Consider the following 19,846-nt stretch of genomic DNA (forward strand, 5'->3'; position numbering starts at 1 on the left):
CAAGTGCAAGTGGATCTCCGATCTGCTGCTCGACAATTGCGGCGTCTACGTCCAGCCGATCAACTACCCCACGGTGCCGAAGAAGACCGAGCGGCTGCGCATCACGCCGACGCCGCTGCATTCCGATGCCGATATCGCCCATCTGGTCGAGGCGCTGCATTCGCTCTGGTCGCGCTGTGCATTGGCGCGGATGGTTGCCTGAGCGGGGACCTATCCTCAGCAACTATCGGACACCGCGACAAAAGCCGGGGGTCTTTTGATGGGGATCAAGCGGCTATTCCTCTTCCAGCAGAAGAGCTGTGGCCAGGTAGCCCATGCTTATTGTGCTCGCGAAGAGATACATGAACAGCCCTTGGGCAAGGTAATTCTCAAGAGTGCCTGCCGCGGCGCTGGAAGACAAAAAACCGTTCTGCCAGACCAGGAATCCTGTGGCGCATCCAATTGCAAAGCCCGTGGCCAATCGAGTGAGCATGAAGCTGATCATGCGAGGCATGGCGGCACCTCAGAGTTAGCTCATGCCAACGGCCAGGCCACGAGAATGTTCCGGCCGCGGAGTGATCTTTGTCAACGACTGACGTGGCTGACCGTGCAAAAAGCGGACGGAACCGAGGGACCAAAGCAGTGCATCTCTTCCCTTTCGCAGCCGGCGTTTTTGCGCTTCTCATTTTGCCTGGGCCGACCAACGCGATATTGGCGATGGCCTCTCAGGGTCTGACCGCCGGGCGCGCGGTCATGCTGCTTGGTACGGTGGTCGCCGCCTATCTTGCCATTGTCGTTCCGGCGTCCGGCCTGGCCGGTCCTTTTCTCAACCAGCACCCGCTGGTCGCGCAAGGTGTCAAGCTTGCCTCAGCAACCTGGGTATTCTACCTCGCGCTACGGCTCTGGGGCTCCGGATCCAGTCCCACCGAGGTTGTGACAGTACGGCAGTTGGCGATCACGACGCTGTTGAATCCCAAGGCGCTTATCATCGGGCTTACGATGATGCCCTCCGCGCAGGAGGTGTCTGGGATAGCCGCCACCGCGGCGCTCGCCTTCGTCGTCCTTTTCGCATCCTTGATCTGGCTGTCGACAGGCAGAATTGTTCTTGGAAGCGAAAAAGAAATGCCGTTGCTGGCCCGGCGATGCGGATCCGCAACCCTGCTGGTGTTCTCGGCCGCGCTGACCCTCAGTGCATTTTGACGGCACCAAGGATACCGCGAATACATCATGCCAAGCGCGGCCTTTTCGCTATGAGATTTGCGTTAGGTCAATGAGCCTGTCTTGCGCGCCGCTAATGTACATTCGTGTTCAGAGGAGGCAGGCGATGATCGTCAATGACCGTGAACTGGCGGACTATTTTTCCGCGCTCGCCAATGCCAGCCGTTTATCGGTGCTGCGGAGGCTGGCCAAGGGTGAGATCTCAGCCACGGAGCTCGCCACAAGTGTCGGACTCAGCCAGTCGGCGTTATCGCACCATCTGAACGTGCTGAAACGTCAGCAGGTCGTCAAGGCGCGCCGCGAATCGCAAACGATCTACTATTCGCTCGCCAGCGATCGAAGCGAGAAAGCCGTCTCTCTCCTCAACGGCATATTGTTTCCCGACGGACTGCAGATGTCGATGTTCGGCTTCTCGGACTTCTGCCCAGAGGCCGCATGAAGATCGGCGATCGGCCGGAGCCTCGATCCTGCCAGGGGAGCCAGCCGCAGCCTGGCTGTTAAATCCAAGGTTCGATGGTCCGTTTCATTCGGTTGAATGGAACAAAGCTCTACGGGCCACAGCTTTACATTGAAGATCGGTTGGCTAACGAGTTTGGTGGAGCTAAGCGGGATCGAACCGCTGACCTCTTGCATGCCATGCAAGCGCTCTCCCAGCTGAGCTATAGCCCCATCAAGGTGGTCCGGCGCAGGGCCGGTCCTGGGATGCTCCTCAGGGCGTGCCCTGCGGAGTGGCGGCTTATTACTTCCGGTTTCCGGAGATAGCAAGCCTAAAAAATCCGGCCCGGAGAATTTTTTCCTCGCCGGGCCGAAATGCAATCGTCAAACTTCGTCGTCGTCGCCGGTCACGCCGATGATGTCGCTCATGTCATCATCGTCATCGTCTTCGTCAGGCGTCAGGAAGGTATCGTCGTCGTCGTCGCCTTCGATTTCAACATCGTCATCACCGATATCCGGGATGTCGTCGCCGCTGGCGGCGTCATCGGCATCCTCAAGCGAAACCAGTTCGACTTCGGTGTTTTCAGTATCGACTTCCGCCACCTCGTCTTCCTCGGCAACTTCGGCGATCGCCGAGGTTTCCTCGAAGAAGGACAGAGGGTAGGACTTGCCGGTATAAGGAGAGACGATCGGATCCCGGTTCAGATCATAAAACTTCTTGCCGGTTTCCGGATCGGTACGCTTGGTTCCAAGTTCCGCTTTCGCCACTATAAGCCTCGTGAGAATGACCGAATTCGAGATTCGGCAAATGCCGATCAAGCCGGCGTTCCATCGGAATTTATAAGCCGGTCCCCTTAATCGCTGTGGCTTCCCATGTCAAAGCCAAACTTTATGAACGCCCTGCGGGGTTTTCCCCGCGCCGACGGATGACCGCCCGGCGCGTTTATGTTAACGAGCCGCGGCAGCCACAGAACCGAGCGAGGATTGCGACCGGCCAAGCGTGTCCTGCTGTAAAAATAGACTGCGTTTGCAAAGGATTGCGCCATGCTTCACGGCTCTGCGCCCAGGCCCGCCACCGCCCGCAAATCCGCCGGCCTTTCCGGCCGCGTCCGCATTCCGGGCGATAAATCGATCTCGCATCGTTCCTTCATGTTCGGCGGGCTTGCTTCCGGGCAAACGCGGATCACCGGCCTGCTCGAAGGCGAGGATGTGATCAATACCGGCCGGGCGATGCAGGCGATGGGCGCCAGGATTCGCAAGCAAGGCGAAGAGTGGGTGATCGAGGGCACCGGCAATGGTGCGCTGCTTGCGCCTGACGCGCCGCTCGATTTCGGCAATGCCGGCACCGGGGTGCGGCTGACCATGGGCCTGGTCGGCACTTACGACTTTCACTCCACCTTCATCGGCGACGCCTCACTTTCGAAACGGCCGATGGGCCGCGTGCTCAATCCGCTGCGCGACATGGGCGTGCAAGTCAGCGCATCGGCGGGCGACAGGCTGCCAGTGACGCTGCGAGGGCCGGGAACCCCAAGCCCGATCCGCTATCGCGTGCCGATGGCCTCCGCCCAGGTGAAATCGGCCGTCCTGCTTGCCGGTCTCAATACGCCTGGCATCACCACGGTCATCGAGCCGGTAAAGACGCGCGACCATACCGAAAAGATGCTGCAGGGCTTTGGCGCCGCCCTTTCCGTCGAGACCGACGCGGACGGCATCCGCATGATCCGGCTCGAAGGCCGCGGCCGGCTGACGGGCCAGGTGATCGACGTTCCCGGCGATCCGTCTTCCACCGCTTTCCCACTTGTTGCGGCGCTGATCGTGCCCGGCTCCGATATCACCATCGTCAACGTGCTGATGAACCCGACCCGCACGGGGCTGATCCTGACGCTGCAGGAGATGGGGGCCGACATCGAGGTGCTGAATGCGCGTCTTGCCGGCGGCGAGGACGTGGCGGATTTGCGCGTGCGCCATTCCGAGCTGAAGGGTGTGGCCGTTCCCGAAGAACGGGCGCCGTCGATGATCGACGAATATCCGATCCTCGCGGTTGCTGCCTGTTTCGCCGAGGGCACGACCGTGATGAAGGGGCTGGAGGAACTGCGCGTCAAGGAATCCGACCGCCTTTCCGCCGTCGCCGACGGCCTGAAGCTGAATGGCGTCGACTGCGACGAAGGCAAGGATTTTCTGATCGTCCGCGGCCGACCGGACGGCAAGGGCCTCGGCAGCGCTGGAGGTAGCAAGGTCAGCACGCATCTCGACCATCGCATCGCCATGAGCTTCCTTGTCCTGGGGCTTGCATCGGAGCATGCTGTGACGATCGACGACGCGGCGATGATCGCGACCAGCTTTCCGGAATTCATGCAGCTGATGGCCGGCCTTGGAGCAAAGATCGAGGAGGTGCCGCAGTGATGGACCAACGCCCCGCATTTCCGCAAAGACGATCTCATTTGCCGTTCCCATGCGCTGCCGCAGGATTGATCGCATGACAACCAAGACTTTCATCATCGCCATCGATGGCCCGGCGGCTGCCGGCAAGGGCACGCTTTCACGCTGCATCGCCGAGCAATACGGCTTCCATCATCTGGATACCGGCCTCACCTATCGCGCCACGGCCAAGGCGCTGCTCGATGCCGGCCTGCCGCTCGACGACGAGGCGGTGGCGGAAAAGATCGCGCGCGAGGTTGAACTCGCCGGACTGGATCGCGATATACTTTCCAAACATGAGATCGGCGAAGCCGCCTCGAAGATTGCCGTCATGCCGGCGGTGCGCCGGGCGCTGGTCGAGGCGCAGCGGCGGTTTTCGGCGAAAGCGCCGGGGACGGTGCTCGACGGGCGCGATATCGGCACGGTCGTCTGCCCCAATGCGCCAGTGAAGCTCTATGTGACGGCGTCGCCCGAGGTTCGCGCGAGACGCCGCTACGACGAGATCCTCGGCAAGGGGGCGACGGCGGATTTCGATGCGATTTTCGAGGACGTCAAGCGGCGCGACGAACGCGACATGGGACGGGCCGACAGCCCTTTGAAACCAGCGGTCGATGCGCACTTGCTTGATACGTCGGAAATGAGTATAGAGGCCGCGTTTCATGCCGCTCAATCGATCATCGATGCGGTCTTGAGCCGAAATGCCTAAATTCAAGCGATTTTGCGTGCTCTGAGCACGGATCGCTTCTAATGCAGCAGCCTGAAATTCCGTCCAAGCGCCGGATTGCCTTCGAGAGAGGGCGGACTGGGTTCAGGCCCGTTCAACGCAAACCAACCGGCGCATACGTGTCCGCTTCCGTTTAGGGCACGCAGGAGATTTTATGTCAGTAGCTACCCCCTCCCGCGAGGATTTCGCGGCTCTTCTCGAAGAGTCCTTTGCCAAGAACGACCTGGCCGAAGGCTATGTCACCAAGGGCATCGTCACGGGCATCGAGAAGGACGTCGCCGTTGTCGACGTCGGCCTCAAGGTTGAAGGCCGCATCGCGCTCAAGGAATTCGGCGCACGCGCCAAGGACGGTTCGCTGAAGGTCGGCGACGAAGTCGAAGTTTATGTCGAGCGCATCGAAAACGCGCTTGGCGAAGCCGTTCTATCGCGCGAGAAGGCTCGCCGCGAAGAAAGCTGGATCAAGCTCGAAGCCAAGTTCGAAGCCGGCGAGCGCGTCGAAGGCGTGATCTTCAACCAGGTCAAGGGCGGCTTCACGGTCGACCTTGACGGTGCGATCGCCTTCCTGCCGCGTTCGCAGGTCGATATCCGCCCGATCCGCGACGTCACTCCGCTGATGCACAACCCGCAGCCCTTCGAAATCCTCAAGATGGACAAGCGCCGCGGCAACATCGTGGTTTCGCGCCGTACGGTTCTGGAAGAATCCCGTGCCGAACAGCGTTCTGAAATCGTTCAGAACCTCGAAGAAGGCCAGGTTGTCGACGGCGTCGTCAAGAACATCACCGATTACGGTGCGTTCGTCGACCTCGGCGGCATCGACGGCCTGCTGCACGTCACCGACATGGCATGGCGCCGTGTGAACCATCCGTCGGAAATCCTGAACATCGGCCAGCAGGTCAAGGTTCAGATCATCCGCATCAACCAGGAAACCCACCGTATCTCGCTCGGCATGAAGCAGCTCGAGAGCGATCCGTGGGATGGCATCCAGGCCAAGTATCCGGAAGGCAAGAAGATTTCCGGTACCGTCACGAACATCACCGACTACGGTGCATTCGTCGAGCTGGAGCCGGGCATCGAAGGCCTGATCCATATCTCGGAAATGTCCTGGACCAAGAAGAACGTTCACCCCGGCAAGATCCTGTCCACCAGCCAGGAAGTCGAAGTCGTCGTTCTCGAAGTCGATCCGTCCAAGCGCCGTATCTCGCTCGGCCTCAAGCAGACGCTGGAAAATCCGTGGGCAGCATTCGCCCGCAGCCATCCGGCCGGCACTGAAGTCGAAGGCGAAGTCAAGAACAAGACCGAATTCGGCCTGTTCATCGGCCTCGACGGCGATGTCGACGGCATGGTGCACCTCTCCGACCTCGACTGGAACCGTCCGGGCGAACAGGTCATCGAGGAGTTCAACAAGGGTGACGTCGTCAAGGCCGTCGTTCTCGACGTCGATGTCGAGAAGGAACGCATCTCGCTCGGCATCAAGCAGCTCGGCAAGGATGCGGTCGGCGAAGCCGCTGCATCGGGCGACCTGCGCAAGAATGCAGTCGTTTCCTGCGAAGTCATCGCAGTCAACGACGGCGGCGTCGAAGTGAAGCTCGTCAACCACGAGGACATCACTTCCTTCATCCGCCGCGCCGACCTCGCTCGCGACCGCGACGAGCAGCGCCCCGAGCGCTTCTCGGTCGGCCAGGTCTTCGATGCCCGCGTCACCAACTTCTCCAAGAAGGACCGCAAGATCATGCTGTCCATCAAGGCTCTGGAGATTGCGGAAGAGAAGGAAGCCGTCGCCCAGTTCGGTTCGTCCGACAGCGGCGCTTCGCTCGGCGACATCCTGGGCGCAGCCCTGAAGAACCGCGGCGGCGAATAAGCCTCGCATCCGCCTCTGAATTGAAGAACCCGCCGGAGCGATCCGGCGGGTTCTTCATTTTCAGGCGATAGAAATCTTATTCCCAGCCGACCATGCGCTGATAGAGCGCATAGACCGGGTCGGCAGCCGTGCCTGCCTGATAAACGGACGGCTCGGCATCGATCATCCTTGGCGTTCTTCGCCCGGGCGCTGCCTCGGTTTCTTCGGCATCAGGCTCGGCATCCTCGCCACCGGACTGCGCCTGCTGCTGATCCTCGGACGCGTCGTCGCGATGGTGCTGATGCTGGTGATGCGTTTCGCCTGCCGTCTCGTTCGGTGGCGTATCCTTGGCGAACTGGTAAGGCAGCTGGGCATAGGCAAACCCCTCCGGCATCTTTGCCGCCAGCGGCATATAGGAAGCCTCGACGGTCTCGGACATCGGGATGATTTGCGGTTGCGCGGCGATTTCTTTCGGCTGACGGGCGACCGCGACCGCGCTCTCGATATCCATCTGCGAGGGGTGGAGCGCTGCGGATTGGCGAGCATCGGGAGCGACGAATTCGGCCGGCTGCCGGGTCAAGGTCTCGGTCGCATCGCTGATCACGGCGTCATCGAGGATCGTATCGATCTCCACCGCCGCCTCGACGGGGACATCCTCCAGCAGGGCTTCGACGTCCTGCTCGCGGATGATGGTGGCGATCATCTCGGAGGCTTCTCCGGTCATGGAGGCGACAATGCCTGTCCAGTTCTTCGGAATGACAGGATCGACTTTTTCCGATGTCGCGTGGGGTTGGATGGCAGGCGGCGCCGGCGTTTCCTGCGCGTCGTCGGCCGCTGCGGCATTCGTCGACAGCGGTTGCCGGTCTTCGATCTCCTGCGGCGCCGATTTTTTCGGTGCTACCTCGCTTGTCGTCGCCGGGGCGGACTGAGCCCGGTTTGCAGCCTGCGGCGTTTCCGGATCGGCAGCTTCCACAGCTTCGGCGATGACCGCTTCCTCGGCAGTCGCCGAAGTTGCGGCCTCGATCAGCGGATCGGCTTGCACAGGCGCCTTTTCCGCAGGCTGGCGCATGGCGGCAGGCAGGCTGTCCTCATGCAGCTGGATCTCGGGACGGGTTTCGGCGCGCATCGGCGAAGCGTCGTTCTGGCCATAAGAGCGGACGACGGCGCGGGCGGCGAGGTCGCGATCCTTGTAGCGGATGATTTCCAGATAGGCGACGATGCGGGCTGCTTCCGGGCCTGCCGGGTTCTTCAGGGCTTCGGCGATCATCCGCAACGGCAGGCTATGGCCCTCATCGGTCAGCTGGCGCTCGACCTCGTCGATCCTGACAGCCGGCAGCCGCCGGATGGCATCGGCAAGCCGGGAGGCAAAGGCAAGATTGGTCTCGTCCTCGCCGCGATCCAGCGAGATCGAGCGGCCTGCCGCATCGATGACATCGAAAAGCGCTTCGACCATACGCTCGCGCGCGGCCAGAAGCAGAATATTGAGCTTGCCGGCAATGGCGGAATTGAGATCAGCCGCTTCGACGGCGTTGACAGGCGCGGGGGCAATCACTGAACGACCGAGACCACCGGCGACGATCGCCGCAGTCTGGCCTTGGGACGAAAAGCTTGCATTGGACGCTGCACGAACGGGAGTCAACATGGCATGCTCCTTTCGCAAAGTGACGATGAAAGCAGGCTCTATAAAAGGACCGCGCTCATCCGGTCCCCTTGCATCCCAGCAGATCCTCCTGTCCGCATGACGCATTCTCGCGTCATCGAATGCATAAATATTAACTGGAATTTTAGGAAAGAGGCGTTAACGAATCGATAACGGCCGCAGGCAAACATGCCCACGGTCTTTGGTCACCTGTCGAAGAATGAATCGCTCAGCTATGAGCGAAGATATCGGCCTCTTCCCAGCCGAGCAGGTCGAGCTTGGCGCGGGTCGGCAGGAATGCGAAGCAGGCCGTCGCATGGTCGAAGCGGCCGTCGCGGATCAGGCGTTCCGTCAGCTTGTCGCGCAACGCGTGCAGATAAAGCACATCGGAAGCGGCATATTCGAGCTGGGCCGGGGACAGCGTCGCGGCCGCCCAATCGGAAGATTGCTGCGTCTTGGAGATATCGACGTCGAGCATCTCCTTGAGATTGTCCTTGAGGCCGTGGCGATCCGTATAGGTCCGGCTCAGGCGCGAGGCGATCTTGGTGCAGAAAACCGGGTTCGTCGTGACGCCGAAAGTATGGAATAGCACGGCAATATCGAAACGGCCGTAATGAAAGATCTTCTGATGGGTGGGGTCTTCGAGCAGAGCGACGAGATTGGGAGCCTGCTTCTGGCCGGCAGCAATGCGGATAACGTCGGCAGTGCCGTCACCCGGCGAAAGCTGGACGACGCAGAGCCGATCGCGGCGCGGCACCAGGCCGAGCGTTTCGGTGTCGATCGCGACCGCGCCAGTGTAGCGGGCGGCATCGGCCGCGGAAATATCGCCTTCGTGATAACGTATGGTAGCCGCCATGAGACAATCTTTCGTTCGAATGCATCCTCTACAGCGCGGTGCGTCTTTTCAGACGCGCAAAGGACGCTGTAGCGCTTTGAATGGCTGTATAATTTATCCTTAAATCCATGCCGATTTAAGCAATTATGCAGCAGCGCTATAGCGCAAAGGTGCAGAATGCGAAACCGCTTTCCTGCCGCAGAGCCGTCCCGTCCTCTCGGACGCACAAAGGACGCTCTACTCTTTTGATCTTCAATCTCCGCTTCGTGCAGCGGTCAGAATGTCGGCGGCGTGTTGATCCAGAGAATCACGGTTTCACCATCATGGCGATTACGCCAAGAATGGTAACGTCGGCTTTCGAAATAAAGTGAATCGCCCTGGCCAAGATCGAAGAACTGATCGCTGTCGAGCACCAGTTCCAGCCGGCCGGACAGGACATGCATGAATTCTTCGCCCTCGTGGCGATAGGCGCCTTCGCTGGCGGCACCGGGCGCCAGCACGAAACGATGGCAGTCCATCATCCTGCGGCCTTCGGCGAGGAGCTGCACCGTGACGCCGGGCGTCGTTTCCGGCCATGTCCGCCATTCGCCGGCGCGCACCAGCGTCGGCACGTCCGCGCGCTCCTCGCCCGAGAGGCGCGAGACGGTGGTGCCGTAATATTCGGCGAGATCGTGCAGCGTCTTGAAGCTGACGCCCTGCGAGGTGCGCTCCAGCGTCGAGAGCGTCGACGCGGTGACGCCGATGTCGCCGGCGACCTGATCGAGCGTCTTGCCGCTCGCATGGCGCAGGCTGCGCAGCTTGCGGCCGATGCCGGAATCCTGGCTCGCCTCGGCGCCATCGGCGGAAGGTTCCTCGCTCTCCAGCGCCTCCCGGATTGCCGCGGGATTGAGGCCACGTTCGACACGATACCAGGAGATGCGCTTCAGCCGCGCCACATCGTCGGCGCTGTATTGCCGATGGCCGGTTTGCGAACGGCCGGGAACCAGCAAACCCTGGCTTTCCCAGAGGCGCAAGGTCGAGGCCGAAACGCCCGCCAGCCGCGCGGCCTCCGCCACCTTGTAGCGCACAGGTCCGTTGTCACCCATCCGAAATATCCCTGATTCCAATCGCCCGCGAGCATTCATCAAAAGGCGTGATGTTTGAAGCAAAAAATCCCACTTGTTTTCTTGCAGGAAAAATGTAGGAGTTTTCTACATGTCTTGCAGAATTTATGCAAGACAGTTCTCAAGCCCCTTTCAGCGCAGGAGCGCATCGATGACCGCGACAAGCCTTACGGACCGGAAGAACGCAGCCATTTCACGCGGCGTCGGCATGACGACCCAGATCTATGCCGATCGTGCAGAGAATGCCGAGATCTGGGATAAGGAAGGCCGCCGCTACATCGATTTCGCCGCCGGCATCGCCGTCCTCAACACCGGCCACCGCCATCCTCGGGTGATCGCGGCAGTCAAGGAGCAGCTCGACCGCTTCACCCATACCTGCCATCAGGTGGTGCCCTACGAAAGCTACGTGCATCTCGCCGAACGGCTGAACACACTGGTGCCGGGCAACTTCGAGAAGAAGACGATCTTCGTCACGACAGGCGCCGAAGCGGTCGAGAATGCCGTCAAGATCGCGCGGGCCGCAACCGGCCGCTCTGCCGTCATCGCCTTCGGCGGCGGCTTCCACGGCCGCACCTTCATGGGCATGGCTCTGACCGGCAAGGTCGTGCCTTACAAGGTCGGCTTCGGCGCGATGCCGGGCGATGTCTTCCACATTCCCTTCCCCGTCGAGCTGCATGGCGTCACTACAGACCAGTCGCTGGCGGCGCTGAAGAAGCTCTTCGCCGCCGATGTCGACCCGCAGCGGGTCGCAGCCATCATCATCGAGCCGGTGCAGGGCGAAGGCGGCTTCTACCCGGCGCCCGCCGCCTTCATGAAGGCGTTGCGCGAACTCTGCGACCAGCACGGCATCCTGCTGATCGCCGATGAGGTGCAGACCGGTTTTGCCCGCACCGGCAAGATGTTCGCCATGGATCATCACGAGGTGGCGCCCGACCTGACGACGATGGCAAAGAGTCTCGCCGGCGGCTTTCCGCTTGCCGCCGTCACCGGCCGCGCCGCCATCATGGATGCGCCGGGACCGGGCGGGCTCGGCGGCACCTATGGCGGCAATCCGCTGGGGATCGCAGCCGCCCATGCCGTGCTCGACGTCATCAAGGACGAGGATCTCTGCAACCGCGCCAACCAGCTCGGCGGGCGGCTGAAGCAGCGACTGGAATCGCTGCGCGAGACGGTGCCCGAAATCGTCGATATTCGCGGACCGGGCTTCATGAATGCCGTCGAATTCAACGACCGGACGACCGGATTGCCGAGCGCGGATTTCGCCAACCGGGTGCGGCTGATCGCCCTCGACAAGGGGCTGATCCTGCTCACCTGCGGCACCCACGGAAACGTCATCCGCTTCCTGGCGCCGATCACCATCCAGGACGAAATCCTCGGCGAGGCGCTCGACATTCTCGAGGCTTCGATGCTGGAAGCGAGCGCGGCCGGCTAAGCCTATCGGAACCGGATTTCAATGGCTGCCGGCCACCGGCAGCCGCACTCCCCAGGAGGATATGACATGGCTTTCACCACCGCACTGACCAGGCACGTTCCCTTCTCCTCGCCCTTGCTGCGCGATGCCGGCTATATCAACGGCGTCTGGACCTCAGGCGATGCCACGAAGACTTTCGACGTGCTCAACCCGGCAACCGGCGAGTTGCTCGCTTCGCTGCCCGACATGGGTGCGAGCGAGACACGGACGGCGATCGATGCGGCCCATGCCGCCCAGCCGGCCTGGGCTGCCCGTCCGGCCAAGGAGCGCAGCGCGCTCTTGCGCAAATGGTTCGACCTGATGGTCGCCAATGCCGACGAGCTCGCGGCGATCCTCACCGCAGAAATGGGCAAGCCGTTCCCGGAAGCGCGCGGCGAGATCCTTTATGCCGCGGCCTATATTGAATGGTATGCGGAAGAGGCCAAGCGCATCTACGGCGAGACGATCCCCGCACCTTCCCAAGACAAGCGCATGATCGTCATCCGGCAGCCGGTCGGCGTCGTCGGCACGATCACGCCGTGGAATTTCCCGGCGGCGATGATTGCCCGCAAGATCGCGCCGGCACTTGCCGTCGGCTGCACCGCGGTGTCGAAGCCGGCCGAACAGACGCCGCTGACGGCGATCGCCCTTGCCGTGCTCGCCGAGCAGGCCGGCATTCCCCCAGGCGTCTTCAACGTTATCGTCGGCGTCGACGGCCCGGCGATCGGCCGCGAGCTCTGCGGCAATGAAAAGGTGCGCAAGATCAGCTTCACCGGCTCGACGGAGGTCGGCCGCATCCTGATGCGGCAATGCGCCGACCAGATCAAGAAGGTCAGCCTGGAGCTCGGCGGCAACGCGCCGTTCATCGTCTTCGACGATGCCGACCTCGACGCCGCCGTCGAGGGCGCGATCGCCTCCAAATACCGCAATGCAGGTCAGACCTGCGTCTGCGCCAACCGCCTCTACGTCCAGTCGAACGTCTATGACGCCTTTGCGGCCAAGCTCGCCGCCAAGGTCGCCGAGATGCCGGTCGGCGACGGCTTCGAGCCGGGTGTCTTGATCGGGCCGCTGATCGACGAGCAGGGCCTTGCCAAGGTGGAAGACCATGTCAGCGACGCGCTTGCCAAGGGCGCCAAGGTGCTGATCGGCGGCAAGCGCATCGACGGCGCCGGCACCTTCTTTGCGCCGACGGTACTGACCGGTGTGGCGCGCGGCATGAAGGTGGCGCGCGAGGAAACCTTCGGGCCGGTGGCGCCGCTCTTCCGCTTCGAGACGGTCGAGGACGTCATCGCCCAGGCCAATGATACGGAATTCGGTCTTGCCGCCTATTTCTATGCCGGTGACCTGAAGAAGGTCTGGCGTGTAGCGGAAGCGCTGGAATACGGCATGATCGGCATCAATACCGGCCTGATGTCGTCCGAGACGGCGCCCTTTGGCGGCATCAAGCAATCCGGCCTCGGCCGCGAAGGCTCGCGTCACGGCGCCGACGATTATCTGGAAATGAAATATCTCTGCATCGGCGGCGTCTGATCCGGGTCATCTACGATACAAGAAGCACTGGGACACGCGGCATTCAGCCGCGTGTCGTCAATAATGCGGCGGACGGGTGATACCAGGAGCTTCCAGCGACTGCTCCTCCAGCGACAGGAAGCGTTCGGTCAGCCGGTCGAGCTTGGTGCGCATCTGCTCCACCGTCTTCCATTGCTCGGCGAGCTGATCGGAAAGCTCTTCGATCGTCTTTGCCTGGTAAGCCAGCATTTCTTCCAGCCGGGTGATGCGGTTCGTCTCGTCGGACATCGATCCTCCTTTGCCGAAACCGGCAGAACAGATGGTTCTCCCAAAGCGGAAATAGGCCACCTCGTCAATGCTTTCCATGCCCAATGCAGCGATGCGCAAAACTGAACCGTTTGGTTACTAAAAGACCTTGCCGTGCCTGATGTTGTGGGGTAGGCCCTTATCCACCAGGGAGGAATACTGATGGATGCAGGGAACGGCTTTCTTCATCCGGACCGGCTTTTTCCGGCTGATCCGGCAACACGGACCATCGCGCGAGACCTCTACGAGACAGTGCGCAACCTTCCGATCGTCAGCCCGCACGGGCATACCGAACCCTCCTGGTTTGCCGACGACAAGCCCTTCGAAGACGCGGCCTCGCTGCTGGTTATTCCCGATCACTATCTCTTCCGGATGCTGCACAGCGTCGGCGTCACTTTGGACGAACTCGGCGTGCCGCGGCTCGACGGCAAGCCGGTGGCTGAGGGGCGGGCGATCTGGCGGAGCTTTGCCGCGCATTACCATCTCTTCCGCGGGACGCCTTCAAGCATCTGGGTCGACCATGCGATGTCGGCCGTGCTCGGCTGCACCGAGCCGCTGACACCAGACAATGCCGATGCGCTCTACGACCATATCAATGCTCAGCTTGCTCTTCCCGAATTCCGCCCGCGGGCGCTGCATCAGCGATTCGGCATCGAAACGATCGCGACGACCGAAGGCGCGCTCGACCCGCTGGCGCATCACCAGAAGATGGCGGCGGACGGCTGGATCGGCAAGGTGCGCACCACCTACAGGCCGGACAGCGTCACCGATCCCGACGCCGTCGGCTTCCGCGACAATCTCGTCAAGTTCGGAGAGATCATCGGCGCCGACGTAACGCGCTGGGACGGCCTGGTCGAGGCGCATCGCCGCCGGCGCGCCTATTTCCGCCAGTTCGGCGCCACCGCGACCGACCATGGCGTGCCCACCGCCTTTACCGCGGATCTGCCGCTTGCGGAAAAACAGGCGCTGCTCGACAAGGCCTTGAAGGGACCGCTTTCGCCTGCAGACGCCGAACTCTTCCGCGGCCTGATGATGACGGAGATGGCCGGGCTTTCGGCCGAAGACGGCATGGTGATGCAGATCCATGCCGGCTCCCGACGCAATACCGACAGCGGGCTTTTTGCGACGCGCGGCCCCAATATGGGCGCTGATATTCCGACACGCACGGACTGGGTCGGCGGCCTGAATGCGCTGCTTTCCAAATACGGCCATGCGCCGGGGCTCAGAGTGCTGCTCTTCACGCTCGACGAGACGACCTATGCGCGCGAGATGGCGCCGATGGTCGGCCATTGGCCCTGCCTGATGATCGGCCCGCCCTGGTGGTTCCACGACAGCCCGAACGGCATAAGGCGCTATCTCGACCAAGTCGTCGAGACGGCAGGCTTTGCCAATATGGCGGGTTTCAACGATGATACGCGCGCGCTGCTGTCGATCCCAGCGCGGCATGATGTCTGGCGCCGCGAAGTCTGCCGCTTCCTCGCCCAGCTCGCCGCCGAGCACCGGATTTCCAAACGGGACGCCGAGATCGTCGCGGGCGAACTCTCCTATGGCAATGCGAAGAAGGCCTACAAGCTGTGAGCGAACGACTGCAGACCCTTTCCGGCCTCGCCCCGACGGCGAAGCTTCCCGCCTATGACCGCAGCCGGCTGAAGAGCGGCATCCTGCATCTCGGGCCGGGCGCATTCTTCCGCGCGCATTTCGCGCCCTTCACGGAAGATGCGCTCTCGGCCGCGGGCGGTGACTGGGGCATCGATGTGGCAAGCCTGCGCACGCCTGACGTCGCGGATAATCTGACTGCCCAGAATGGCCTCTATACGATGCTGATCCGCGATACGTCAGGTACGACGGCGCAGGTGATCGGGTCGATCCTGAAGGCGCATGTGGCGCCGCGCGATCCGGCCGGCCTGCTGGCGCGGCTCGAGGACCCTGATATCCGCATCGTCAGCATGACGGTGACGGAAAAGGCCTATGGCTTCGATCCTGCGACGGGTGGCCTCGACCTGAAGCATCCCGATATTGTCGCCGACCTTGCCAACCGGCATGCGCCGCGGGGCGTCATCGGTTATCTCGTCGAAGGCCTGGCACGCCGGCGGAAGAAGGGCATAGCGCCCTTTACGCCGCTGAGCTGCGACAATCTGCCGAGCAACGGCGCCGTGCTGAAACGCCTCGTGCTGGAATTCACCTCCCGCATCGATCCCGACCTGCATCGCTGGATCGAAGCGAATGTACCCTTCCCCTCCACGATGGTCGACCGTATCACGCCGGCCAGCACGGACGCGACCTATGCCGATGCAGAGCGGCTGACGGGCCGCACGGATATGGCGGCGATCGAGACCGAACCCTTTACGCAATGGGTCATCGAAGACCATTTCGCCAATGGCCGGCCGGCCTGGGAAAAGGTGCACGGTGCGCTGATGGTCGAAGATGTCTCCGCCTACGAGAAGATGAAGCTGCGGATGCTGAACGGCGCGCATTCGCTGCTCGCCTATCTCGGTTATATCGGCGGCTATGAATTCATCCGCGACGTGATGGACGATGCCGGCCTTGCCGCCCTTGCCTACCGGCACATGCATGCGGCCGCGAGAACGCTCGATGCGGTTCCCGGCATCGATCTCGATCACTATGCCAGCGAATTGATAGCACGCTTTGCAAACAAGGCGATCGCCCATCGCACCTATCAGATCGCCATGGACGGCACGCAGAAACTGCCGCAGCGGCTCCTGGAACCGGCCTGCGAGGCACTGGCCCTTGGCGACAGGGCAGAGACCTATGCGATCGCTGTTGCGGCTTGGATGCGCTATGCCATCGGCGAACACGGCAACGGCGATCGCTATGAGTTGCGCGACCCCCGTGCGGCTGAGATCGCCGCCCTCATCGCCGATGTCCCGCGCACCGGTCTGGCGATTTCGGCGGCACTCTTCACCCTTCCCGGACTTTTTCCGGCGGCTTTGACAGGACACCGGGCGTGGACGCAGGATGTCTCCGACAAGCTGGAGATTCTGATCCAGGACGATAGGTTGCCGCTGTTCTAGACTCCCCCGCTACGCCTTGATACGCGCCATATCGGGATCGTAGAGCGGCGACAGTGACACCTTGCAGGGGATACGCTCCCGCGCGACATCGAGCTCATAGGTGCCGGAGAGGACGAAATCCTCGGTCACCCCCTCGGGGCTGCGGACATAGCCATAGCCGATCGGCTTGCCCAGCGTGTAGCCGAAGCCGCCGCTCGAAAGCCAGCCGACGCGCTTGCCGTCGCGATAGATCGTTTCACGGCCGAGCAACACGGTATCGGCATTTTCGGGAACAAAGCAGGCAAGGCGCTTGTTCACCCCGCCTGCAAGCTGCCGTTCGATCGCTTCGCGGCCGCGGAAGGGAATGGCCTTGCGCATCTTCACCGCCCAACCGAGACCGGCTTCAACAGGCGTATGGTCGGGACCGATATCCGATCCCCAGGCGCGATAGCCCTTTTCCAGGCGGCAGCTCTCGATGGCGCGGTAGCCGGCATTGACCAGGCCGAATTCGCCGCCTGATGCCATCAGCACGTCATAGACCGTCGTCGCATATTCAACGGGAATATGCAGCTCGTAACCAAGCTCGCCGACATAGGTGATGCGCAGCGCCCGCACCGGGCAGCCTGATATGCCGATGGTCCTGACCCGGCCGAAGGGGAAGGCCGCATTCGAGACGTCGCTGCCCGTCACCTTTTCCAGCACGGCGCGCGAATTCGGTCCCATCAGTGACAGCACCGAATAGGCTGACGTGACGTCGACCAGCTCGGCATGCATCTTTGCCGGTATATTGCGGGCGATCCAGTCGAAATCATGGGTGGCAAAACCGGTGCCGGTGACGATGTAATATTCGTTCTCGGCGATGCGGGCGACCGTCACGTCGCATTCAATGCCGCCCTTGTCGTTGAGCATCTGCGTGTAGATGAGCGATCCCACAGGCCTTGCGACATCGTTGGAAGCGATCCAGGAGAGCGCTGCCTCGGCATCCCTGCCCTTCAGCACGAATTTGGCAAAGGAGGTCTGGTCGAAGATGACGGCCGCTTCACGCACCGCCTTGTGCTCGCGGCCGACGGCGTCGAACCAGTTCTGTCTGGCATAACTGTAGACATCCTTCGGCTCCTCGTTGGCGAAGAGATCGGCAAACCAGTTCGGCCGCTCCCAGCCGAGCTTTTCGCCGAAACAGGCGCCCTGCGCCTTCAGCCGGTCGTAAAGCGGCGATTTGCGGCAGGGGCGGCCGCTCGAATGCTCCTCGAACGGCCAGGCCATGGTGTAATGTTTGCCATAGGCTTCGAGCGTGCGGGTGCGCACCCAGTCGGTATCGAAATGCGGGCGGCCGAAGCGGCGGATATCGACCGGCCACAAATCATAGGGTGGTTCGCCCTTCGTCACCCATTCGGCAAGCGCCATGCCGGCGCCGCCGGCCGAGGCGATGCCGAAGGCGTTGAAGCCGGCGCCGACGAAGAAATTCTTCAGCTCCGGCGCCTCGCCGAGAATGAAGTTGCCATCCGGCGTGAAGCTTTCCGGGCCGTTCAGCAGCTGCTTGACGCCGACATTTTCCAATGCCGGAACGCGGCCGAGCGCCTGTTCCATGATCTGCTCGAAATGATCGAAATTGCTGTCCAGCAGCGTGTAGTGGAAGCCGTCGGGGATGCCGTTTTGCGCCCAGGGAATGGGATTCGGCTCATAGCCGCCCATGACGATGCCGCCGACCTCTTCCTTGTAATAGGTCAGGCGATCGGGATCGCGCAGCGTCGGCAGGTTGGAGGGCACGCCGAAGGATTCGGTGATGATGTATTGATGCTCGACGGAGACCAGCGGCACGTTGACGCCGAAGCGGGCGGCAAAGGCGCGCGTCCACTGGCCGGCGCAGACGACGACGCGCTCGCATTCGATGCGGCCCTCAGCGGTGACGACGGCGCGGATCCTTCCCTTGTCGATTTCCAGGTCGATGACTTCGGTGTCCTCGAAGATCGAAACGCCTGACATGCGGGCGCCTTTCGCCAGCGCCTGGGTGATGTCGGAGGGATTGGCCTGGCCGTCCGTGGGAAGGAAGGCGGCGCCGACGAGATCGTCCGTTGTCATCAGCGGCCAGAGATCGAATGCTTCCTGCGGCGTCAGCAATTGCATTTCGAGGCCGAAGGACTGGGCGGTGGTCGCCTGGCGCCGGACCTCGGTCCAGCGCTCCTCGTTGCAGGCAAGGCGCAGGCCGCCATTCATCTTCCAGCCGGTGCCGAGGCCGGTCTCCTCCTCCAGCCGCTTGTAGAGATCGACGGAATAACCGAGAAGCTGGGTGATGTTGGCGCTGGTGCGCAGCTGGCCGACGAGGCCGGCGGCATGGAAGGTGGTGCCCGAGGTGAGCTTCTTGCGCTCCAGCAGGACGGTATCGGTCCAGCCGAGCTTGCCGAGATGATAGGCTGTCGAACAGCCGATAATGCCGCCGCCGATGACCACGGCTTTCGCCGTCTTCGGTAATTCCCTCGTCATTTATTGATCCTGTTCAAAGGCTTGATAGGCGCGTTCGAAACGCGCGAGATTTTCGGCCGTATAGGCGGCATAGTCGAAATCGATGCTGGAATGGATTTCCGAAATCATGCTCCAGAGCGTCTCGCGCAGCAGCGAAGCGCATTTCATCGCGCCATAGCGCCTGCTGAGATCATCGGTCAGCGGCCGGTCGAAATAGGTCTCCAGCATCGTGTGTTCTGCCGTTTGCGGGAGCTCATTGTTGGAGGCCAATCCGCCGAGATCGAAAAGCGGCGTGTTGAAGCCGGCATAATCCCAGTCGATCAGCCAGAGCCGCTTGCCGTCGTCGAGAAAATTGGCGGCCAGCAGGTCGTTGTGGCCGAAGGCGATTTCGAAAGGCCCTGCCGCTTCTTCCAGCGCCTCGGCTCGGCCGACCAGCACCGGCAGCAGAGGCAGATAGGCGCTGCCCGCGGCCTTCAGATTGGCGGCGTAATCGCGGATGACGTGAAAGACCCAGAAGATCATCGCCTGGCCGCGGAAATGCCGGGCGATGTCGCGGTGGCAGGCGCGCACCAGCGGCACGACCCGGGCGAGCGTTTCCGGCCTCCTGATATCATCAGGCGAAAGCGCTCTCGCCTCGATATATTCGAGCACCAGAACGCCCGGCGAATGATGGATGACGGCAGGCGATATGCCGGCGGCATGCGCCGCACGGCTTGCGGCAAGCTCGTTCTGCCGGCTGATGTGATGGATCGGGATATCGGTGCCGAGCCTGACGACGCAACGCGCGACGGCATCGCTGACCAGGTAGTTCCTGTTGGTGATGCCGCCTGCTATCGGCGAAATATCGATCGGGCCCTGCCAGATGCCAAGCGCATGAATCCTATCTTCAGGCGTCATGCTTATTCCCCTTCAGCCCCTTCGG

Annotated in this window: 18 protein-coding genes and 1 tRNA gene; 10 read left to right on the top strand and 9 right to left on the bottom strand. The window is 62.1% G+C overall.

The genetic code is table 11. From position 1 onward, the window contains the following. Positions 1-202, top strand: a 202-nt coding sequence (locus ACMUVN_RS31720) for an aminotransferase class I/II-fold pyridoxal phosphate-dependent enzyme (RefSeq protein WP_414815967.1), incomplete at its 5' end; no start/stop codon positions are given. Between the two features lie 72 nt (positions 203-274). Here the strand turns inward: ACMUVN_RS31720 and ACMUVN_RS31725 are convergent. Next, entirely contained in the window at positions 275-493 is a 219-nt protein-coding gene (locus ACMUVN_RS31725; RefSeq protein ID WP_028757940.1) for a hypothetical protein, read from the bottom strand. 128 nt (positions 494-621) lie between these two features. Between ACMUVN_RS31725 and ACMUVN_RS31730 the strand changes: the two genes are divergently transcribed. Continuing rightward, on the top strand, positions 622-1,179 hold the full coding sequence (locus ACMUVN_RS31730; RefSeq protein ID WP_063473423.1) for a hypothetical protein: 558 nt from the start codon (positions 622-624) through the stop codon (positions 1,177-1,179). A 124-nt stretch (positions 1,180-1,303) separates the two neighbouring features. Beyond that, complete coding sequence (locus ACMUVN_RS31735; protein ID WP_063473422.1) at positions 1,304-1,636, top strand: ArsR/SmtB family transcription factor; 333 nt, start codon at positions 1,304-1,306, stop codon at positions 1,634-1,636. Positions 1,637-1,790: 154 nt separating this feature from the next. Here ACMUVN_RS31735 and ACMUVN_RS31740 read toward each other — a convergent pair. Further along, positions 1,791-1,866 (bottom strand) — tRNA-Ala (locus ACMUVN_RS31740). 150 nt (positions 1,867-2,016) lie between these two features. Next, positions 2,017-2,400 (bottom strand): TIGR02300 family protein, encoded by a 384-nt coding sequence (locus tag ACMUVN_RS31745; protein ID WP_028757143.1) that lies wholly within the window; start codon positions 2,398-2,400, stop codon positions 2,017-2,019. A 276-nt stretch (positions 2,401-2,676) separates the two neighbouring features. Between ACMUVN_RS31745 and aroA the strand changes: the two genes are divergently transcribed. The 3 genes from aroA (at position 2,677) to rpsA (ending at position 6,632) form a co-directional block, all read left to right on the top strand. Then, positions 2,677-4,035, top strand: a complete 1,359-nt coding sequence (aroA, locus tag ACMUVN_RS31750; protein WP_047619821.1) for a 3-phosphoshikimate 1-carboxyvinyltransferase — start codon at positions 2,677-2,679, stop codon at positions 4,033-4,035. Positions 4,036-4,108: 73 nt separating this feature from the next. Further along, positions 4,109-4,756, top strand: a complete 648-nt coding sequence (gene cmk, locus ACMUVN_RS31755; RefSeq protein WP_047619846.1) for a (d)CMP kinase — start codon at positions 4,109-4,111, stop codon at positions 4,754-4,756. Between the two features lie 172 nt (positions 4,757-4,928). Then, positions 4,929-6,632 carry a 30S ribosomal protein S1 gene (rpsA, locus tag ACMUVN_RS31760; protein ID WP_028757934.1) on the top strand — a complete coding sequence of 568 codons (1,704 nt, stop codon included), beginning with the start codon at positions 4,929-4,931 and terminating at the stop codon, positions 6,630-6,632. A gap of 76 nt (positions 6,633-6,708) precedes the next feature. Here the strand turns inward: rpsA and ACMUVN_RS31765 are convergent, their stop codons facing one another. The 3 genes from ACMUVN_RS31765 to ACMUVN_RS31775 all read right to left on the bottom strand — a co-directional run bounded on the left by ACMUVN_RS31765 (position 6,709) and on the right by ACMUVN_RS31775 (position 10,170). After that, positions 6,709-8,253 (bottom strand): hypothetical protein, encoded by a 1,545-nt coding sequence (locus ACMUVN_RS31765; RefSeq protein WP_028757149.1) that lies wholly within the window; start codon positions 8,251-8,253, stop codon positions 6,709-6,711. Positions 8,254-8,479: 226 nt separating this feature from the next. Further along, positions 8,480-9,106 carry a ribonuclease D gene (locus tag ACMUVN_RS31770; protein ID WP_028757150.1) on the bottom strand — a complete coding sequence of 209 codons (627 nt, stop codon included), beginning with the start codon at positions 9,104-9,106 and terminating at the stop codon, positions 8,480-8,482. Positions 9,107-9,360: 254 nt separating this feature from the next. Next, a complete protein-coding gene (locus ACMUVN_RS31775) occupies positions 9,361-10,170 on the bottom strand; it encodes a MerR family transcriptional regulator (RefSeq protein WP_028757151.1) in 810 nt (269 codons plus the stop codon). Positions 10,171-10,339: 169 nt separating this feature from the next. Here ACMUVN_RS31775 and ACMUVN_RS31780 point away from each other — a divergent pair, with 169 nt between their 5' ends. Together ACMUVN_RS31780 and ACMUVN_RS31785 are read left to right on the top strand one after the other, a co-directional pair. After that, complete coding sequence (locus tag ACMUVN_RS31780) at positions 10,340-11,620, top strand: 4-aminobutyrate--2-oxoglutarate transaminase (protein ID WP_414815968.1); 1,281 nt, start codon at positions 10,340-10,342, stop codon at positions 11,618-11,620. 66 nt (positions 11,621-11,686) lie between these two features. Next, entirely contained in the window at positions 11,687-13,168 is a 1,482-nt protein-coding gene (locus ACMUVN_RS31785; RefSeq protein ID WP_414815969.1) for an NAD-dependent succinate-semialdehyde dehydrogenase, read from the top strand. A gap of 57 nt (positions 13,169-13,225) precedes the next feature. On the opposite strand, the gene ACMUVN_RS31790 is transcribed toward ACMUVN_RS31785, so the two are convergent. Beyond that, a complete protein-coding gene (locus ACMUVN_RS31790; protein WP_028757154.1) occupies positions 13,226-13,435 on the bottom strand; it encodes a SlyX family protein in 210 nt (69 codons plus the stop codon). Positions 13,436-13,615: 180 nt separating this feature from the next. Between ACMUVN_RS31790 and uxaC the strand changes: the two genes are divergently transcribed. Continuing rightward, a complete protein-coding gene (uxaC, locus tag ACMUVN_RS31795; protein ID WP_414815970.1) occupies positions 13,616-15,031 on the top strand; it encodes a glucuronate isomerase in 1,416 nt (471 codons plus the stop codon). Beyond that, complete coding sequence (locus tag ACMUVN_RS31800) at positions 15,028-16,485, top strand: mannitol dehydrogenase family protein (RefSeq protein ID WP_028757928.1); 1,458 nt, start codon at positions 15,028-15,030, stop codon at positions 16,483-16,485. Before uxaC ends, ACMUVN_RS31800 begins: the two co-directional genes overlap by 4 nt. Positions 16,486-16,494: 9 nt before the next feature. Here ACMUVN_RS31800 and ACMUVN_RS31805 read toward each other — a convergent pair whose 3' ends face one another. Both ACMUVN_RS31805 and ACMUVN_RS31810 read right to left on the bottom strand, forming a co-directional pair. Then, the gene (locus tag ACMUVN_RS31805) at positions 16,495-18,945 is read right to left on the bottom strand and encodes a GcvT family protein (protein ID WP_029868034.1); all 2,451 of its coding nucleotides are present in this window, start codon (positions 18,943-18,945) and stop codon (positions 16,495-16,497) included. Beyond that, positions 18,946-19,821, bottom strand: coding sequence for a phosphotransferase (locus ACMUVN_RS31810; RefSeq protein ID WP_047619813.1), 876 nt, complete (start codon positions 19,819-19,821; stop codon positions 18,946-18,948). Between the last annotated feature and the right edge of the window lie 25 nt (positions 19,822-19,846).

Source organism: Rhizobium sp. IY2 (assembly GCF_047532935.1).
Lineage (GTDB): Bacteria > Pseudomonadota > Alphaproteobacteria > Rhizobiales > Rhizobiaceae > Rhizobium > Rhizobium anhuiense.

Excerpts from the sequence above, each read along its gene's own strand:
- ACMUVN_RS31725 (WP_028757940.1), bottom strand. The coding sequence starts at position 493 with ATGCCTCGCATGATCAGCTTCATGCTCACTCGATTGGCCACGGGCTTT.
- ACMUVN_RS31735 (WP_063473422.1), top strand. The coding sequence starts at position 1,304 with ATGATCGTCAATGACCGTGAACTGGCGGACTATTTTTCCGCGCTCGCC.
- aroA (WP_047619821.1), top strand. The coding sequence starts at position 2,677 with ATGCTTCACGGCTCTGCGCCCAGGCCCGCCACCGCCCGCAAATCCGCC.
- cmk (WP_047619846.1), top strand. The coding sequence starts at position 4,109 with ATGACAACCAAGACTTTCATCATCGCCATCGATGGCCCGGCGGCTGCC.
- rpsA (WP_028757934.1), top strand. The coding sequence starts at position 4,929 with ATGTCAGTAGCTACCCCCTCCCGCGAGGATTTCGCGGCTCTTCTCGAA.
- ACMUVN_RS31765 (WP_028757149.1), bottom strand. The coding sequence starts at position 8,253 with ATGTTGACTCCCGTTCGTGCAGCGTCCAATGCAAGCTTTTCGTCCCAA.
- ACMUVN_RS31770 (WP_028757150.1), bottom strand. The coding sequence starts at position 9,106 with ATGGCGGCTACCATACGTTATCACGAAGGCGATATTTCCGCGGCCGAT.
- ACMUVN_RS31775 (WP_028757151.1), bottom strand. The coding sequence starts at position 10,170 with ATGGGTGACAACGGACCTGTGCGCTACAAGGTGGCGGAGGCCGCGCGG.
- ACMUVN_RS31780 (WP_414815968.1), top strand. The coding sequence starts at position 10,340 with ATGACCGCGACAAGCCTTACGGACCGGAAGAACGCAGCCATTTCACGC.
- ACMUVN_RS31785 (WP_414815969.1), top strand. The coding sequence starts at position 11,687 with ATGGCTTTCACCACCGCACTGACCAGGCACGTTCCCTTCTCCTCGCCC.
- ACMUVN_RS31790 (WP_028757154.1), bottom strand. The coding sequence starts at position 13,435 with ATGTCCGACGAGACGAACCGCATCACCCGGCTGGAAGAAATGCTGGCT.
- uxaC (WP_414815970.1), top strand. The coding sequence starts at position 13,616 with ATGGATGCAGGGAACGGCTTTCTTCATCCGGACCGGCTTTTTCCGGCT.
- ACMUVN_RS31805 (WP_029868034.1), bottom strand. The coding sequence starts at position 18,945 with ATGACGAGGGAATTACCGAAGACGGCGAAAGCCGTGGTCATCGGCGGC.
- ACMUVN_RS31810 (WP_047619813.1), bottom strand. The coding sequence starts at position 19,821 with ATGACGCCTGAAGATAGGATTCATGCGCTTGGCATCTGGCAGGGCCCG.